At 67.0% G+C, this 16,208-nt stretch carries 19 protein-coding genes; 2 read left to right on the top strand and 17 right to left on the bottom strand.

Going from position 1 to position 16,208, the window contains the following annotated elements; genetic code table 11:
* Positions 1 to 5: 5 nt before the first annotated feature.
* The 11 genes from dosR to G6N57_RS13400 form a co-directional block, all read right to left on the bottom strand.
* Positions 6 to 653, bottom strand: a complete 648-nt coding sequence (gene dosR, locus G6N57_RS13450; protein ID WP_077742934.1) for a hypoxia response regulator transcription factor DosR/DevR — start codon at positions 651 to 653, stop codon at positions 6 to 8.
* A 10-nt stretch (positions 654 to 663) separates the two neighbouring features.
* Positions 664 to 1,110: a universal stress protein gene (locus G6N57_RS13445; protein WP_162564008.1), complete on the bottom strand. Its 447-nt coding sequence runs from the start codon at positions 1,108 to 1,110 to the stop codon at positions 664 to 666.
* 20 nt (positions 1,111 to 1,130) lie between these two features.
* Entirely contained in the window at positions 1,131 to 2,114 is a 984-nt protein-coding gene (locus G6N57_RS13440; protein ID WP_077742932.1) for an Acg family FMN-binding oxidoreductase, read from the bottom strand.
* A gap of 70 nt (positions 2,115 to 2,184) precedes the next feature.
* The gene (locus G6N57_RS13435) at positions 2,185 to 3,069 is read right to left on the bottom strand and encodes a polysaccharide deacetylase family protein (protein WP_077742931.1); all 885 of its coding nucleotides are present in this window, start codon (positions 3,067 to 3,069) and stop codon (positions 2,185 to 2,187) included.
* A gap of 81 nt (positions 3,070 to 3,150) precedes the next feature.
* Positions 3,151 to 4,464 (bottom strand): RNA 5'-3' helicase PhoH2, encoded by a 1,314-nt coding sequence (locus G6N57_RS13430; protein ID WP_077742930.1) that lies wholly within the window; start codon positions 4,462 to 4,464, stop codon positions 3,151 to 3,153.
* 200 nt (positions 4,465 to 4,664) lie between these two features.
* Complete coding sequence (locus G6N57_RS13425) at positions 4,665 to 5,492, bottom strand: acyl-ACP desaturase (protein ID WP_077743254.1); 828 nt, start codon at positions 5,490 to 5,492, stop codon at positions 4,665 to 4,667.
* Positions 5,493 to 5,570: 78 nt separating this feature from the next.
* Entirely contained in the window at positions 5,571 to 7,034 is a 1,464-nt protein-coding gene (locus G6N57_RS13420; RefSeq protein ID WP_077742929.1) for a glycine hydroxymethyltransferase, read from the bottom strand.
* A gap of 24 nt (positions 7,035 to 7,058) precedes the next feature.
* Positions 7,059 to 7,562: a hypothetical protein gene (locus G6N57_RS13415; RefSeq protein ID WP_077743253.1), complete on the bottom strand. Its 504-nt coding sequence runs from the start codon at positions 7,560 to 7,562 to the stop codon at positions 7,059 to 7,061.
* 43 nt (positions 7,563 to 7,605) lie between these two features.
* Entirely contained in the window at positions 7,606 to 7,920 is a 315-nt protein-coding gene (locus tag G6N57_RS13410) for a hypothetical protein (protein WP_077742928.1), read from the bottom strand.
* Between the two features lie 214 nt (positions 7,921 to 8,134).
* Positions 8,135 to 8,545, bottom strand: a complete 411-nt coding sequence (locus G6N57_RS13405; protein WP_133118368.1) for a hypothetical protein — start codon at positions 8,543 to 8,545, stop codon at positions 8,135 to 8,137.
* 211 nt (positions 8,546 to 8,756) lie between these two features.
* Entirely contained in the window at positions 8,757 to 9,986 is a 1,230-nt protein-coding gene (locus G6N57_RS13400; RefSeq protein WP_077742926.1) for a DUF885 domain-containing protein, read from the bottom strand.
* 30 nt (positions 9,987 to 10,016) lie between these two features.
* Between G6N57_RS13400 and coaA the strand changes: the two genes are divergently transcribed.
* A complete protein-coding gene (coaA, locus tag G6N57_RS13395; RefSeq protein WP_070185470.1) occupies positions 10,017 to 10,955 on the top strand; it encodes a type I pantothenate kinase in 939 nt (312 codons plus the stop codon).
* A gap of 9 nt (positions 10,956 to 10,964) precedes the next feature.
* Here the strand turns inward: coaA and G6N57_RS13390 are convergent, their stop codons facing one another.
* The 5 genes from G6N57_RS13390 to G6N57_RS13370 form a co-directional block, all read right to left on the bottom strand.
* On the bottom strand, positions 10,965 to 11,537 hold the full coding sequence (locus tag G6N57_RS13390) for a hypothetical protein (RefSeq protein ID WP_077742925.1): 573 nt from the start codon (positions 11,535 to 11,537) through the stop codon (positions 10,965 to 10,967).
* Between the two features lie 70 nt (positions 11,538 to 11,607).
* Positions 11,608 to 12,021, bottom strand: a complete 414-nt coding sequence (locus G6N57_RS13385) for a hypothetical protein (protein WP_077742924.1) — start codon at positions 12,019 to 12,021, stop codon at positions 11,608 to 11,610.
* A 125-nt stretch (positions 12,022 to 12,146) separates the two neighbouring features.
* On the bottom strand, positions 12,147 to 12,572 hold the full coding sequence (locus tag G6N57_RS13380) for a hypothetical protein (RefSeq protein ID WP_077742923.1): 426 nt from the start codon (positions 12,570 to 12,572) through the stop codon (positions 12,147 to 12,149).
* Positions 12,573 to 12,707: 135 nt separating this feature from the next.
* Positions 12,708 to 14,081 (bottom strand): hypothetical protein, encoded by a 1,374-nt coding sequence (locus tag G6N57_RS13375; protein ID WP_077742922.1) that lies wholly within the window; start codon positions 14,079 to 14,081, stop codon positions 12,708 to 12,710.
* Positions 14,082 to 14,096: 15 nt separating this feature from the next.
* A complete protein-coding gene (locus G6N57_RS13370; RefSeq protein ID WP_055116753.1) occupies positions 14,097 to 14,888 on the bottom strand; it encodes a (2Z,6E)-farnesyl diphosphate synthase in 792 nt (263 codons plus the stop codon).
* A gap of 56 nt (positions 14,889 to 14,944) precedes the next feature.
* On the opposite strand from G6N57_RS13370, the gene trhA reads away from it, so the two are divergent.
* The gene (gene trhA, locus G6N57_RS13365; protein WP_077742921.1) at positions 14,945 to 15,688 is read left to right on the top strand and encodes a PAQR family membrane homeostasis protein TrhA; all 744 of its coding nucleotides are present in this window, start codon (positions 14,945 to 14,947) and stop codon (positions 15,686 to 15,688) included.
* Between the two features lie 145 nt (positions 15,689 to 15,833).
* Here the strand turns inward: trhA and G6N57_RS13360 are convergent, their stop codons facing one another.
* Entirely contained in the window at positions 15,834 to 16,208 is a 375-nt protein-coding gene (locus G6N57_RS13360; protein ID WP_077743252.1) for a nuclear transport factor 2 family protein, read from the bottom strand.

The following is a 16,208-nucleotide window of genomic DNA, read 5'->3' as shown; positions in this document are numbered from 1 at the left end:
ATCAGTCATGATTGCGGCTGATTGCGACGGTCCAGGGTGGAGGCGAAGACCGCGGCCTGCGTGCGGCGCTCCATGCCGAGCTTGGCCAGCAGCCGCGACACATAGTTCTTCACGGTCTTCTCGGCAAGGAACATCCGGGCCGCGATCTGCCGGTTGGTCAGCCCCTCCCCCAGCAGGTCCAGCAGCACCCGCTCCTGCTGGGTCAGCCCGGCCAACGGGTCGGAACGCTCGGCATCGCCGCGCAGTTTGGCCATCAGCGCCGTGGCGGCACGGTTGTCCAGCAACGACTTCCCGGCCCCGACGTCCTTGATCGCCTGGGCCAGTTCCATGCCCTTGATGTCCTTGACCACGTAGCCGCTGGCGCCGGCCAGAATCGCGTCCAGCATGGCTTCGTCGGAGGTGAACGACGTCAGCATCAGGCAGCGCAGATCAGGCATGCGCGACAACAGTTCCCGGCACAACTCGATGCCGTTGCCGTCGGGCAACCGCACATCGAGCACCGCGACGTCGGGCACCAGGACAGGCACCCGGGCAAGGGCCTGGGCCACCGAGTCGGCCTCGCCGATGACGTCCAGCTCCGGGTCGGCGCTGAGCAGGTCGATCAGCCCGCGTCGAACCACCTCATGGTCGTCGACCAGAAAAACTCTGATCATTCCCCGAGTCTCACAACCGGTGGCGCCGATCGCAAGTGAGCACCGCGCAACCCGAGCCCGCCAACGCCGTCTGCAGCTCGGCCGAATCCGGGTGATCGGCACCCACCACCAGCAGCTGTGCCGACTCCGGGTAGGTCGTCAGGTATTCCGCCACGCTGTCGTAGCCGTCGATGCTCTGCACATCGAGCTCAGGAGAACGCTTCAGGGCACGGGTCAGGCGCCGCTGCAGCTGCGCCTCAGACAACCGGTCTCGCTCGGCGACAGCGCTCGCGTCGTACATCTCGCGGTGCCGGGCACCCCAGGTGGTCACCACCCGCAGCGGTGCCCCGCGCCGCAGGGCCTCCTCGATCGCGCTGTGCAACGCGTCGTTGCTGGCGGTGCGGCCGTCGGCTTCGACCACGACGGCCGCACCAGCGGCGGTGGTCACGGACGTGGGATCGATCAGGGTGTCGGTCATGGTCATCTCCTTTTCGATGGTCAGGATTCGAAGGTCAGGAAGGCCTCGACAGCGCGACGCGGGGTCGGCGGCGGTGCATCGGTGATCGTGGGTGCGATACCGATCCGAACAAGCAGCTGCGGGCAGGCGTCACGGCCGATCAGGGTGCCGATGATGTCGCGGCTGGCGTGCAACTCGGTCACGTGGCTCACCGGGCAGGTACTCAGTCCTGAGAGGGTGCATTCCAGCAGCAGCGCCGAAAGCGCCTCACCCGCGTCGAGCGCGTCCGCCCGGCTGTACCCGTCGGTGGACAGCACCACCAGCGTCGCCGAATCGTCGCCGACGGTGGGACGCCGGTCGCTGTGCGCGGTGACCGGGAACGTGCGCGCCACCCCGACGCGCTCACTTTCGGAGGCCGAGACCAGGGAACTTTGCGGGATACCGTCTTCGGTCGCGAACGGTGTTGTCCACCAAGCAAGTTCGGCGTGATAGCCAGAATCGTAGAGCCGCAGCGACTCGGTCAGCTCGGCGGCCTCGGCCACGGTCGAGCGCATGTCCTCGGCCAGCACGTCCAGGTGCACCGGGCCCTCGGCAAGCCGCGCCCGCAGCAGGACCTCGAAGGCATCCCAGTCCGCGTACGCGGTCATCGGCAACCGGTCAGTGCGCCGAGCCAGGATCGCATCGGCCCGCCGGCGGTGGGCCTCTGTGACGAAGGCCATCGGCGAGAACTGCAGCGTCGCCAGATGATCCAGGTCATTGGGATTCGGAAAGCGATCGACGATGGTCGTCCACCCGGCCGCGGCCATGGCGACCCGCAGGTGATCCAGCAGCACACCGCAGCTGATGACCGCCTCACGCGCGGACCGGTCCGTCGCGGTCACCACCCGGTGCGGGTCGAGATGCAGGTGCAGGCAGTCACCTTCGGCCACCAACCGCCACGGTTGGGTGTTGTGCAGGGAGGGCGCACGCGATGCCAGCTGCACCGCACGGGTGAGGGTCGCTGTATCGAACATCGTGTCGGGCATGCTTCAAGCCTCGTCGCGCCCGGGCCCGCCGGTTAGGGTCTTTGGTCCTCAAACCGACGCGATGTACGTCTCACGCCCCGTTGTTGGGGCCCCCCGAATTCGCACCGGGGATGTCGGTGATCGGGAAATTCGGCATCGGCGCGGGCGACGGCGTCGCGGGCAGCGACGGGATCTCCTCGGGCGGGATGTCCTTGAGCGCCTCGGCCGGGGGCACGGGCGGGCCGTTCTCGCGGCTGCCGTAGCTGGTGCCGGGCTCACGCTCACCCAGCATGTGGCTGACGGTCACCAGGTGGTAGCCGTTGGCCTTGAGCACCGGGATGAACTGGTACACCAGATCGACGGTCGATGAGTAGGTGTCGTGGAACAGCACCACGCTGTTGGGCTTGATCTGCGTCATCAGCATGTAGCGGGTCGCGGCGATATTGGCGTCGTTGGCCCAGTCGAACGGGATGACGTCCCAGTTGATGTCGGCCAGCCCCTGCTTGCGGGCCTCGGCCAGCACCTGGTCATTGATCAGCCCGCCCGCGGTACGCACCAGCTTCGGCCGTTGGCCCGTCGCGGCCTCGATGGCGTCGCTTGCCTTGCTGAACTGAGCCGGGATCTCCCCCGGCGGGATGGTCGTCATGTTGGGGTGTTCCCAGGTGTGGCTGCCCAGTTCCATCCCGGCCTCGACCACCCGCTTGGCCCCCTCGGGATTGGCGGCGACCTTGTTGCCGATCTCGAAGAACGTGGCCTTGGCGTCGTTGTCCTTGAGGATCTGCAGCAGCCGGTCGGTGTAGGGCCCGGGCCCGTCGTCGAAGGTCAGCGCGACGCAGCGCTCCTTGGAACAGTCAACGTCATCGGGGCCGTCCCGGTAGATGTGACCGGTGAGCACCCCCACCACCACGACCACGACCGCGGCGGTCACGCCGACTGCGGTCCACCGCCATGCCTGACTGTTGGGGAGCCTCGCCACCCCGGCAGCCTACCGGCTGGCGATTTGTGCACCTCCCGTAACTCCCACCGTTACAGGAGGTGCACAAATCACTCAGGAACTTCAGGGCAGAGCGCCGGGGCTGAACTCCTCCAGCATCTCGGTGACCAGCGCGGCGATCGGCGAGCGCTCGCTGCGCTGCAGCGTGATGTGGGCGAACAGCGGGTGCCCCTTCAGCTTCTCGATCACCGCAGCGACGCCGTCATGGCGGCCCACCCGCAGGTTGTCACGCTGCGCCACATCGTGGGTCAGCACCACCCGTGACCCCGCGCCCAACCGCGACAGCACCGTCAGCAAGACGTTGCGCTCCAGCGATTGCGCCTCGTCGACGATGACGAACGAGTCGTGCAACGACCGGCCCCGAATGTGGGTCAGCGGAAGCACTTCCAACATTCCTCGGGCGAGCACTTCCTCCAGTACCGCCGGGCTGGCCAGCCCTTCGAGGGTGTCGAAGACGGCCTGGGCCCACGGACCCATCTTCTCGCTCTCGCTGCCCGGTAGGTAGCCGAGATCCTGTCCACCGACCGCATACAGCGGACGGAACACCACGACCTTGCGCTGAGTTCGGCGTTCCAGCACCGCTTCCAGGCCGGCGCACAGGGCCAGCGCGGATTTGCCGGTGCCAGCCTTGCCGCCGAGCGACACGATGCCGACGGATTCATCGAGCAGCAGATCGAGGGCGACGCGCTGTTCGGCTGACCTTCCCCGGAGGCCGAACACTTCACGATCGCCACGCACCAGCTGAACCCGCTTCTCGGCGTTGACCCGACCGAGCGCCGACGAACTGCCACCGAGCAACCGAATTCCGGTGTGGCAGGGCAGATCCCGAGCCTCAGCGAGGTCGATCTCGCCGTCGGCGAAGAGGGTGTCGATATCTTCTGCCGCCACGTCGAATTCGGTCATGCCGGTCCAGCCGGACACGACGACATCCTGCGCGTGGTACTCGTCGGCGGCCAGGCCCACCGCACCGGCTTTGACGCGCAGCGGGATGTCCTTGCTCACCAGCGTGACATGCTTACCCTCTGCGGCGAGGTTCGCCGCGCATGCGAGGATCCGGGTGTCGTTGGTCTCGGTGCGGAACCCTGTGGGCAACACCGACGGGTCGATGTGATTCAACTCGACCTGCAACGTACCGCCTTCTGCGCCAACAGGAATCGGCTGATCCAGCCGACCGTGCTCAAGACGCAGATCATCGAACATCCGTAGCGCCTGGCGGGCGAACCAGCCCAGCTCATGGTGGTGCCGTTTGGCCTCCAGCTCGCTGATCACGACCAGCGGGACCACCACTTCATGCTCGGCGAACCGGGTGCATGCCCATGGATCGGACAGCAGCACGGATGTGTCGAGCACATAGGTACGGACAGGAGTATCAGTCACGTGGCGCTCCTAGAACCCGCGCGGCCCCACACGAGTTGCTCGGTGGACACTGCGGCACCAGGACCGGAGCCGGTCCTTTCGTCGAAAACCCGATCGGTACCGTCCGGACAGCAGAGCATGTCGCTAGCCATCGGATTTGACGCTACTCCCGCGGTGGCGGGGTTGCTGGCTGGCGCGCCGCGCGAATGACGCCCGGAGCGTTACGTGTTGATGAACTCCTGGAGCTGGGGCTCGCCAGCCAGTCCCCAGGCGGTGATCCGGTCAGAGATGACCTGCGCCAATGCGGCCTTGTCGAAGATGCCGGCCTCGGCCACCAGGGCGACCTTGTCCTGGTAGGCGTCGATGTCGGCACCGATCACGTCAAGTTCGCGGGCGCGCGCGGCGATGGCCGCGACGGTCTCGTCACGGTGGGTGCCCAGCAGGTGCGTCACCAGGTTGGCGAAGAACAGCTCGTGACGCTCCTCGTCGAGAACGATGCGGTCGACCATCGCGCCCAGCACCGGCTCGGCGATCTGCGCCCGCAGGTTGCGGGTGAACACCGCGTGCGCACGCTCGAAGAACGCCATGAACACCAGCGTCTCGATCTGGCTGTAGCTGTCGGCGCGGTAGCCCTTCATCACGTGCTCGACGCGGACGTCCTCGTTGGCCGTCGGGTCGATCTCGCGGGTCACGACGAGGTAGTTACGCAGCGCGACGGCGTGCAGGTGCTCCTCGGCGGTCCAGCGGCCCAGGAAGCGACCCCACTTGTCCTCGAGGATGAAGTGCTCGACGAGCTCGCGGTGGTAGCCGGACAGGTTGTCCTTGGTGATCAGCAGGATCTCCAAGGCGTCGGTGACGTTCTTGGGCAGCGTCACCTGCGACGGATCCCAGTCCTGGCCACCGAGGAAGGCGAAGTTCTCGCCCTGGTCGAACGGCACGTAATCGTGCGCGTACCAGAGATCTTCGGTATCCAGGTGGCGACGCAGCTCGGCCTCGACGACCGGCTCCAGCTCCAAGGTCAGCGCATTAGCGACAGGTTTCTGTGCCATGAGGTAACTGTAACCCGAATTCACATGTTTCTAAAAGTCGGGCCGCCGCGTGTCACAGCGACCCGACTCACAAGACGATCAGAGGGTGAGGCCCGGGTACAGCGGGTTGGCGTCGAGCAGCTCGGCAGATGCCGCATGCACGCGCTCGGCGGTTCCGTCGGCCAGCTTGTACTTGGCTTTCGAGGTCCCCTCGGGCTGCGTGTTGGACAGCACGTCGACGATCAGCTCGGCCACCCGATCGAAATCGTCGGCGCCGAATCCGCGGCTCGTCAGCGCCGGGGTGCCCAGCCGGATGCCGCTGGTGTACCAGGCGCCGTTGGGGTCCGCGGGGACGGAATTGCGGTTGGTCACCACACCCGCGTCCAGCAGGGCCGACTCGGCCTGCCTGCCCGTCAGCCCGAACGACCGCACGTCCAGCAGCACGATGTGGTTGTCGGTACCGCCCGTGACCAGTCCCGCATCACGCTTGACGAACCCGTCGGCTAGCGCCTGGGCATTGTCGGCGACCTGCTGGGCATAGGTCTGGAACGCCGGCTGGCGCGCCTCGGCCAGCGCGACGGCCTTGGCCGCCATCACGTGGCTCAGCGGTCCGCCGAGCACCATCGGGCAGCCCTTGTCCACGGCCGGGGCGAATTCCTCGGTCGCCAGCACCATGCCGCCGCGCGGACCGCGCAGGGACTTGTGCGTCGTCGTGGTGGTGACGTGAGCGTGCGGCACCGGATCTTCGTCGCCCGTGAACACCTTGCCCGCCACCAGGCCCGCGAAGTGCGCCATGTCGACCATCAGGGTGGCGCCCACCTCGTCGGCGATCTCGCGCATCTTGGCGAAGTTCACCCGGCGCGGGTAGGCCGAGTAGCCGGCAACCAGGATCAGCGGCTTGAACTCGCGAGCCGCAGCGGCGACGGCGTCGTAGTCGAGAAACCCGGTCTCAGGATTGGTGCCGTAGCTGTGCTGGTGGAACATCTTGCCGGAGATGTTGGGCCGGAAGCCGTGGGTCAGGTGCCCGCCTGCGTCGAGCGACATGCCGAGCAGCCGCTGGTTGCCCAGCTTGTTGCGCAGGGTCTCCCAGTCGGCCTCGGACAGGTCGTTGACGTGCTTGGCGCCGAGGTTCGCGAGCTCGGGCGCTTCCACCCGGGTGGCCAGGATCGCCCAGAACGCAACGAGATTGGCGTCGATGCCCGAGTGCGGCTGAACGTAGGCATAGGGGGCGCCGAACAGCTCGCGGGCGTGCTCGGCGGCCAGCGCCTCGACGGTGTCGACGTTCTGGCAGCCCGCGTAGAAGCGGTGCCCGACGGTGCCCTCGGCGTACTTGTCGGAGAACCAGGTGCCCATGGTGAGCAGCACGGCCGGAGAGGCGTAGTTCTCGCTGGCGATCAGCTTGAGCGAATCACGTTGATCGGCAAGCTCTTTGCGGGTGGCTGCGGCGACCCGCGGCTCGACGGATTCAATGACCTGCAATGCGGCCGCATACGCGGCGCTTGAGGTGTCGGCGTAATCAGCGCCGGAAGCCGCGGGCAAAGTGGATGACGAGTCTGCTGCCATGCCGTTTAGCCTAGTCGGAGCGGGTCAGGTGGACGGTCCCGGGCCGGGTTGGCCGGGCGGGTAACCGGGATACGGATATGGCGGTTGAGCCGGCGGAGCGACCGCCACACCTCGGGTGAGCTTGGTGAGCAGCACGAACCACGCAGCCGGCCCGACAAATACGCAGCCCCACCAGAGCAGCAGGCTCACGGTTTCCGTCCACGGGCGCTCGCCGAGCAGTTTCATCAGGATCGACGGGAAAGAGCCGCTGTCGCCTCCGTCGGCGCCGAACAGTCCGAAGCCGAACATCGCCGACCACACCACGACCTGCGCTCGGGCCTGTCCGGAGGTGAGCTCCCGTTCGGGCAGCCGGCGCATCAACCTGGTGGTCGCCGCCAAACTGATCAGGAGGAACGGCGAGGCGAGGACGACGAACACCGTCATCCATCCGAGCGGCACGAAAAGTCCGCGCCCGATCGCCATCCACAGCACCAACGCGATGTTGACCGGGGTGGCGATGGCCGGGATATCGCGACGCAGAGCCGACATCATCCGAGCCTAAGCCCGCGATGTCGTCGTGATCAGCGGCAGATCAGTCGGCTGTGTGGTTCCAGGCGCCGCCGGCCTTGCCGTTGGCGAAGCCGCCGCCGGGCCACCCCTTGCTCCAGTCGTGACCGGCCCAGGCACCGCCGGGCCAGCCCTTGCGCCAGTCCCAGCCGGCCCACGCGCCGCCGGGCCACGGGATCGTCACCTCTTCACCGTTCACAGAGACGAAGGGACCGGGATTGGGATCTGGATCAGCATTGGCCATCACCGCGGGTCCGGCGAGGCCTGCCAACGAGCCCGCCACGACGGCCACACCAGCCATCAGCTTGATCCGGTTCGAGCTCTTCCCTGTTGCAGCCATGTCGACTCCCTTGCTGCCACCCGGTTCTATCGCCGTGATGCTCAGCAAACACTTTACGCCTCGGCGAAGGGGGCGATCAACCAGCTGAGCGCAGCGAACCCATGACTCCAACAGCGCAAATCAAGGTCAGTACTTGCACTTTCAACTGCAATTGCCAGCAAACCAGCGGAGCCAGGCGGCCCATCAGGTCCGCCTGGCTCCCTGAGTTGTCAGATCAGTCGCTGTGGTTCCACGCGCCGCCGGCCTTGCCGTGGATGGCCGCGCCGCCTCCCTTGCCGTTGGCGAAACCGCCGCCGGGGTATCCCTTGCTCCAGTCGTGACCGGCCCAGGCACCGCCGGGCCACGGACTGACGATGGACGGAATCTCGGCGCCACCGGACAAGCCGGGGACGCCGGCGATGCCGGAGATGGCAGACGTCACCGGATCGCTGCCGACCTTGGTGAAGGGGGCTTTGTTGCCGCCAGGTTTGGCCGGCGCCACCGGATCGCTGCCGACCTTCGTGACGGGACTGGCATTGGCCACCGCCGCTGAGCCGACAATGCCTGCGAGCGCGATCGCGCCCGCAGCCACGCCGACGCCGGCGATGCGCTTGATCTTGTCCAGTCTTTCCCTTGTTGCTGCCATGGTCATTTCCTTTGCCCGACCCGGCACGGCCGCCGGGCCCACTGGCAACAATGTTACCGACGGGTAACCAAGCGATTCAAGCAGTTGAGACGCGGCTCATACCGGCCACACAGTGCAACGTCGGACACTGCCGGGCAAATAGCAGAAGCGCCTTCGGAGCGGCGATGAATAAGGCCCGTTGAGTTTGCTACATACCCACGGCCGGGCGAGCCTAAGCCCGCAGCGTCGACGGGATCAGCGGCTCATCGAGCAGCCGGCCGAAGCGCTGGGTCAGTGTGACGCCGTCGGGCCGGGCGTCCAACCACCCGCGCAGTAGCCGGTAGCCCTCGATGTAGGTGCTGGTGTAGGCGCGCCACAACGGCGAGGACAGGAATCGCAGGGTCTGCCTGGCCCGGTCGTCGCCGACCAGCAGCCAGCGTTTGAGGAACGCAACGACCTCGTCGATGTCGCGATGCTCGTCGTGCAGCATCAACGCCGCGTCCTGGCGCACGTCGGCCAGCCCGGCCATCGCCTCCGAGATCGCCTCAGCGCGTTCCCCGTCGAACCGCAGCCCCAGGTCGGCGTAGATGTCGGCGGCCCACGCACCCCAGCCGGGCCCGACGATGGCGTACAACGCCAGGTCGGCCAGGCCCTCGGCCATCAGGCATTGCGGGGTGTTGACGAGGAAGATCGTCTGTTCCAGTTGATTGTCGCGGGCCACCAGGCCGGCTTCCTTACGGCAGTGCTCGGTGTGATGGCCGGGGTAGGACTCGTGGGCGACCAGCCGGGGCAGGTTGGCCATCTGCTGTTTGAGGTCGGCGTTGACCGCGACGGTGGACTTGTAGTCGCCCAGGTAGTAGTTGAACCCCGACCACGGTTTGTCGGTGACCACCTCATAGGTGATGGTCTCGGTCTCCGGCAGCGGGTACGCGGCCCGCACCTTGTCGCGCAGGGCTGACGAGAACGCGTGGATGCACTCCTCCAGCCGGGCCGGCGGGATCTCGTCTCCGCTGCGGTGCGCCTGGATCCGCTCGGTGAGCGATCCGCTGCCACCGAGGGCATCGTCCAGTTTGGCGTGGGCCTGCTGGTACTTCTCGGGGTCGCCCTTGCTGATCCGCACGTCGAAGTACGCCTGCACCTCGTCGACGAAACCGACCTGCTCACCGGCGAACTTGCGGCCCGCGCAGTTGAGCGCGCGCAGGTGCGCAGCGATGTACTCGGCGCGGTCGCGGTCGAGGTCGTCGGGAATCTGGGTGAGCAGCCGGTCGGCCCGCCGGGCGAGATCGGCCGGGTCGGGTGGTGGCTCGTTCTCCACCGTGCGGCGCAGTTGCGGGTCGCCGGTGAAGGAGTCGACGTAGCCGTCCTCGACGCGGTCGAAGCGCAGTCCGAGAAGCAGATACTCGCGTACGAAATCAGCTGAGTCCGTCCCCGACCCGCTTCCCAAGTCCATCCCGTTTGCCATGCCCACAACCGTAAATGTAAGACTGACCGAATGCCGCGGCCGAGCGAGCCGAGCCCCTATGTGGAGTTCGACCGAAGTCAATGGCGTGCACTACGCATGTCGACACCGCTGAAACTCACCGAGGACGAACTGCTGCGCCTGCGGGGTATGGGCGAGAAACTCGACATCCTCGAGGTCGAAGAGGTCTACCTGCCGCTGGCCCGGTTGATCCACCTACAGGTGGCCGCGCGGCAGCGCTTGTTCGCCGCGACGGCGGAGTTCCTCGGTGAGCCGCAGCAGAATCCGGACCGGCCGGTGCCGTTCGTCATCGGTGTCGCGGGCAGTGTGGCGGTCGGGAAATCGACAACGGCCCGTGTGCTGCAGGCCCTACTGGCCCGCTGGGGCCATCATCCGCGGGTCGACCTGGTGACCACCGACGGGTTCCTCTATCCGAACAAGGAACTCAACCGCCGGAACCTCATGCACCGCAAGGGATTCCCGGAGAGCTACGACCGGCGCGGCCTGATGCGGTTCGTCACCGCGGTGAAATCCGGCGCCGACGAGGTCTGTGCGCCGGTGTATTCACACCTGCTCTACGACATCGTGCCGGGCGAGCAGCAGGTGGTGCGCCATCCGGACATCCTGATCCTGGAAGGGCTCAACGTCCTTCAGACCGGGCCTGCGCTGATGGTCTCGGACCTGTTCGACTTCTCGGTGTACGTCGACGCGCGGATCGAGGACATCGAGCAGTGGTACATCTCGCGGTTCCTGACGATGCGCTCGACGGCGTTCGCCGATCCGGCTTCGCACTTCCACCACTACTCGACGCTGACCGATGAGCAGGCCGTGTTCGCCGCGCGGGACATCTGGCATTCCATCAACCGGCCCAACCTGATCGAGAACATCCTGCCGACTCGGCCGCGGGCCACCCTGGTGCTCCGCAAGGACGCAGACCATTCGATCAACCGGTTGCGGCTGCGCAAGCTGTAGCTCAACCGCTCAGGCGCGTTCCCAACCGCCCCACTCGTTGCCCACGAATCGTTGGCCGTCGGCAATCACGAAGTGGTGCAGGAACACCTGGAGTGCGGGCTGCATGCGTTGGTGCAGTTCGGTCATCGCGGTGACCAGTTCAGGGGTCATCGGGTCCTCGCCCTCGGGTTTCTTCGGCGGGATCAACCCAAGATGCAACGCCATCTCCAGCTGGTAGAAGGTGAAGTCGCCGTACGGCCGCTTGGGATCGCAGCCGGGCACATCCTCGTCGACATACGGATCGGACAGTTCCCAGCTCATGTGCGCGAGCAAGGTGCGGTGCTGATCGGTGAAGCCGAACGGGCCCGACTCCGGAAGTTTCTCGACGAAGAACGAGTACTCGTGGTCGGCCGGCGGGCGTTTGTAGGGGTATTCGCCTGCGGCACAGGCACCGAACCCGGTGGCGATGCGCAGCAGATCGAGATCGGCGGGCTCGGTCTCCCAGTCCGGCGGGAAACACGGTGCGCCCACTTCGGTTCCGTCCCAGCCGACGCGTACCGTCCGCAGCCGTTCGGTGTGCTCTGGCGCCCAGTGCAATTCCACCCGACGATTATCGGCCACACACGACCGCGCCCAGAACCCCTGGGGCTCTGGGCGCAATGCCGGCAAACGCTCAGGCGGGGATCCGTTTGACGCCGACATACTGCAGTTCGGCCATCGCCAGCGTGTAGATGCCGGTGCCGATGACGGCCACCACGCCCGCGGTGGTCAGCGACATGGTGAACACAGCGACCAATGCGATCACGGTGCAGGCCGCGTTGGCGATCACGGTGCCGATGCCGGCGGGACGCACGCGCTCGATGCCGGCCAGGGCGAACACGGCGATGCCGTAGACGACCGAGAAGATGCCGACGCCGTACTCGACGGATTTCGGCAGGCCGGTGAGATCGGCGAACCACCCGGCCGCGGCCAGCAGCGCGATCCCGCTGATGCCGACCAGGACTGCGTCGAGCCGCATGGCCAGGCGCAGCAGCGAATCGGTTGACTTCCCGGTGCCTGCGTAGCTGCCGGCGGTGATGGCGGACATGATTCTCCTTCTCTCTGGTGATGGTGATTACTTGTCGTGCATTCGACTTCGCGCGGTGGAGCACGGTGCGGGGATACTCGCCGTAACCTCTTCCGCCGGGCACCCCGCACCGGCTCGGAAAGGAGTCACGCCAGACGGCGCACTCCGCGGTATTGCAGCCAGGCCAGCACGACGGTGGCTCCGACGAATCCGAGTACCAATTCGTCGCCGGTCCCGGTCAGTGCCAACCAGCCGGTCGCGATGGCGACGGAGGTGACGATCGCGAAGGACACGTTGCCGGCGAGGACGGCGATGCCGACCCGGCGGACCCGCGAGGCCCCGGCCAGGACGTACAGCAGCGCGCCGTAGCCGACCAGGGCCGCGCCGACGAACCACCCCGCGGTGGCCGAGAGGCCCGCGATGCGGGCCAGCTGATCGGCGGCCATGGCCACCAGCAGGCCGACGCCGGCACACACGGTGGCATCAGCACGCAGGGCGAACCGCAGCAGGAAATCGTCCGTGGCCGCTCCGGCAGTCGAGTCGGTGTGGGGTCGGTTCAGGATCGCGGTCATGTCGGGCTCCTCGGCGATGAGGGTGTCGATGGTGGAACACCTCCGACATTGCTCATCAGGCGCTGCCAGATCGACGCCAAACACTGCCAAGCACTGCCAAGCCCAGGTCAGCGTGGTTTTGAGGAAGCGGGAAACCTAGCGGCCTGCCGAGCCGGCCACCGGTGCCAGGTCCCCGCGCAGGTCTGCCGCGATCACCCGCGCTGCGGCGTTCTGCCAGTTGTGCAGTGAGCGCTGCGGCACCTCGGTGACGAACCACTGCCACGCCTGCCGGGCGACCGGGTCGAGTCCGGCGGCGGTGGCGTTCTGCGCGTAGGCACGGACCCCGACGACGTAGGGGAAATACAGCGAGTTGTAGTGGCGCCACTGCTCGGTGGTGCCGAAATCACCGCCGTCGCGGGGTTTGAGCGCGGCGATGCGATCGGCCAGCAGCGCCTTGAGTTCGTTGGCCCGTTCCAGCGGCTGGTCGGGTGCCCCGCGCTGCGCCAGCCGGGTATCGATGGCGGGCAGCGCGGTCAACGGGTTGGCGACCAGTTTCGACAGGTCGCCGTAGTGGCCGAGCGCGCGCCGGGTGAGCCGGGCGAAGGCCTCCTCGTCGATGCCGCCCAACGGATGATCCGATCGCAGCGGCAGCGCGGCCTCGGTCTGGCGCAGTGCCTCGCGGTCGGCGCGAAGGTCGGGGGACCGCGAGAAGGCCAGCCGGTCGAACAGGCCCGCCAGCGGATCGGCCAGCACCTCCACGGCCACCGCGACGGCCAGGCTGGTGAACAACAGGATCGTCATGACGGTGCGGCCGGTTCCGGCGTCGAGCACGGTCATGCCGATCAGTGCCTGGGCCGCGAACGGAACCGCGATCACCAGGGTGCCGATGATCGAGCGGCGCATGTCGGCACGCAGCGCCTGACCTTCGTCGAAGGCGTCCCAGATCGCGACCGCCACACCGAGCAGCGCCACGTCGAATCCGGTGGAGGCCAGGGCCAGCCAGCTGGGTACCAACCCGAGCGGGATCACCAGGATCGCGTTTCCCAGTGCGAAGAACAGCGTCGCGACGATGATGAAGCCGACGACCGACCCGGGTTTCGCGCCGCCGACCACGGCTTTGATCATGGCGCCCAGCGAGGACAGCGAGATCACCGCGAACATCACCCAATGACCGGTCCGCAGCGGCCCGTCGACGCTGCCGGCTAGCCCCGCACCGGCGAAGGCCAGCACCGCGACGGCGAAGATCGCGGCGATCTCACCGGCGCGCGAGCGGAAGGTGTCGGCCGGCCGGGCAAGTTCGACCATGACCGCGAACCAGGCGATGCCCGGCAACGCGACCAGGTAGATCTCGATGCGGCTGAGCACATCCGAGCCGGTGACCAGCCGGACCGCGTCGAGCGCGACGACGGCCGCGAAGCTGGTCAGCCCGATCGCCGCGAGGACGAGGACGGGTTTGCGCGGGTCGCGGGCAAGCAAGTAGAGACCCAGCCACCAGCTGAGCGTGAAGACCACTGCCGACAGCGCAGCCATAGGTTCAGTTTGGCACTACTTGCCGAAGCGGCGGTGCCTGGCTGTGTAATCGCGCAGTGCGCGCAGGAAGTCGACGCGCCGGAAGGCGGGCCAGTACGCCTCGGTGAACCACATCTCCGAATATGCGCTCTGCCACAACAGGAATCCGGACAGGCGTTGCTCACCCGAGGTGCGGATGACGAGGTCAGGGTCGGGTTGCCCTGAGGTGTAAAGGTTCTCCGAGATCCCGTCCACGGTGACGGCTTCGACGAGTTGCTCGGCGGTGGCACCGTTGGCCAGTTCCTTCGACAACAGCGAGCGCACGGCGTCGACGATCTCCTGGCGGCCGCCGTACGCGACGGCGACGTTCACGTGGAACTTGCCACCTCTGCCGTTGGTCGATTCGACGGCCTCGCGCAGCCGCCGGGCCGGCTCCTCCCCCAGCAACTCCAGGTCACCGACGGTGCGCACGGTCCAGGTGTTGGTCGGGGCGCAGATCTCCTCGACCACATCGGTGATGATCTCGAGCAGAGCGGACAGCTCGTCGGGGTCGCGCTGCAGATTCTCGGTCGACAGCAGGTACACCGTCGTCATCTCGATGCCGGCGGCCTGGCACCAGCGCAGCATCTCGGCGATCTTGGCCGCGCCCATCCGGTAGCCGATGCTGACATCGTCGTAACCTGCGTCACGCGCCCAGCGGCGGTTGCCGTCACACAGCACCGCGATGTGGCGGGGCAGTTCGGATCTGGACTGCGCCAGTTCCTGACGCAACCGCATCTCGTAGAGCCGATAGGCCGGTTCCTTGAGCCGCGGGGGAATGATGTCCACGAGAACCCAGACTACTGTGAGCTTCGGGGTACACCACGGTTCTCAATGGAGGTGACATGACCGCGCCGACGGGTAGCACCAAGCCCTACCGCTCAGCGGCCGCGCTGAACCGGCCCGCGGAAGATCTGCCCGAGGCGGTTGCCGAGGGCGTCGCCCAGTTCCTGGGCAGGCCGCGCGCACGGGGCTGGATCCACGTGTATTCGGCAGTCGTCGCGTTCATCGCCGGTGCGGCGCTGGTGTCGGTGTCGTGGTCGCTGGAATCCACCCGGGCCGGGCTGGCCACGCTGCTCTACACGTTCACGATCGTGGCGATGTTCGCGGTGAGCGGCACCTACCACCGGGTGACCTGGAAATCCGCGAACGCCCGCAAGTGGATGAAGCGCCTCGACCACTCGATGATCTTCATCTTCATCGCCGGCAGCTACACGCCGTTCGCGCTGCTGGCCCTGCCCGAATCCAAAGGCATGGTGCTGTTCTGGATCGTCTGGGGCGGGGCGATCGCGGGCGTGCTGCTCAAGATGTTCTGGCCGTCGGCGCCACGCTGGCTCGGCGTGCCGCTCTACATCCTGCTGGGCTGGGTCGCGGCCTGGTTCATCGGGCCGATCATGCACGGGGCCGGGGTGGCCGCGGTGGTGCTGCTGATCGTCGGCGGCGCGCTCTACAGCATCGGCGGCGTGCTGTACGCGCTCAAGTGGCCCAACCCCTGGCCGACCACGTTCGGCCATCACGAGTTCTTCCACGCCTGCACGGCGGTCGCGGCGATCTGCCACTACATCGCCATGTGGTTCGCCGTCTTCTGACCCCTTTGCACCGCGACCGTGCGTGTCTGCGGGTCGACACGCGGCATTTCGCCGGCACTTTGCGCACGCTCGGCACAGCACCTGCGCCCGCTGCGCCCATGAAAAAGCCCGCACCACCGAAGCGATGCGGGGCTTTCGACAACGACTACAGCGTGACGGCGTCAGCCTGCGACCAGTAGGCCTTCATCGACGTGATCTTGCCCTCACCGTTGAACACCATCACGTCGATGGGCTCGATCCGCATGCTGCTGCTGCCGAAGTCGAGCGTCAGCCGGAAGTGGAACGCGGCCTCGTGGCCGGCCACCCGCAGCGTCACCAGTTCGGCCTTGCCCTTGACGTTCTCGACGTTGGCGTAGAACCCGCGGATGGCGGCCCGTCCGATATGGACCTCACCGCCGCCCACCGGATCCTCGACGGTCGCGTCGTCCGCATACAGCTCGGCGATATCGTCAGCGGTTCCGCTGCCGACCAATTCGAGGTAGCGGTTGACGGTCTGGGTGATTTGCTCGGCGTTGGGCAT

Source organism: Mycolicibacterium boenickei, assembly GCF_010731295.1.
Lineage (GTDB): Bacteria > Actinomycetota > Actinomycetes > Mycobacteriales > Mycobacteriaceae > Mycobacterium > Mycobacterium boenickei.
This window is presented reverse-complemented; position numbering and strand designations above follow the sequence as displayed.

Bases quoted from the DNA above. Each gene is read 5' to 3' on its own strand.
- dosR (WP_077742934.1), bottom strand. From the start codon at position 653: ATGATCAGAGTTTTTCTGGTCGACGACCATGAGGTGGTTCGACGCGGG.
- G6N57_RS13445 (WP_162564008.1), bottom strand. From the start codon at position 1,110: ATGACCGACACCCTGATCGATCCCACGTCCGTGACCACCGCCGCTGGT.
- G6N57_RS13440 (WP_077742932.1), bottom strand. From the start codon at position 2,114: ATGCCCGACACGATGTTCGATACAGCGACCCTCACCCGTGCGGTGCAG.
- G6N57_RS13425 (WP_077743254.1), bottom strand. From the start codon at position 5,492: ATGGCACAGAAACCTGTCGCTAATGCGCTGACCTTGGAGCTGGAGCCG.
- G6N57_RS13420 (WP_077742929.1), bottom strand. From the start codon at position 7,034: ATGGCAGCAGACTCGTCATCCACTTTGCCCGCGGCTTCCGGCGCTGAT.
- G6N57_RS13415 (WP_077743253.1), bottom strand. From the start codon at position 7,562: ATGTCGGCTCTGCGTCGCGATATCCCGGCCATCGCCACCCCGGTCAAC.
- G6N57_RS13410 (WP_077742928.1), bottom strand. From the start codon at position 7,920: ATGGCTGCAACAGGGAAGAGCTCGAACCGGATCAAGCTGATGGCTGGT.
- G6N57_RS13405 (WP_133118368.1), bottom strand. From the start codon at position 8,545: ATGGCAGCAACAAGGGAAAGACTGGACAAGATCAAGCGCATCGCCGGC.
- G6N57_RS13400 (WP_077742926.1), bottom strand. From the start codon at position 9,986: ATGGCAAACGGGATGGACTTGGGAAGCGGGTCGGGGACGGACTCAGCT.
- coaA (WP_070185470.1), top strand. From the start codon at position 10,017: ATGCCGCGGCCGAGCGAGCCGAGCCCCTATGTGGAGTTCGACCGAAGT.
- G6N57_RS13385 (WP_077742924.1), bottom strand. From the start codon at position 12,021: ATGTCCGCCATCACCGCCGGCAGCTACGCAGGCACCGGGAAGTCAACC.
- G6N57_RS13380 (WP_077742923.1), bottom strand. From the start codon at position 12,572: ATGACCGCGATCCTGAACCGACCCCACACCGACTCGACTGCCGGAGCG.
- G6N57_RS13375 (WP_077742922.1), bottom strand. From the start codon at position 14,081: ATGGCTGCGCTGTCGGCAGTGGTCTTCACGCTCAGCTGGTGGCTGGGT.
- trhA (WP_077742921.1), top strand. From the start codon at position 14,945: ATGACCGCGCCGACGGGTAGCACCAAGCCCTACCGCTCAGCGGCCGCG.
- G6N57_RS13360 (WP_077743252.1), bottom strand. From the start codon at position 16,208: ATGCCCAACGCCGAGCAAATCACCCAGACCGTCAACCGCTACCTCGAA.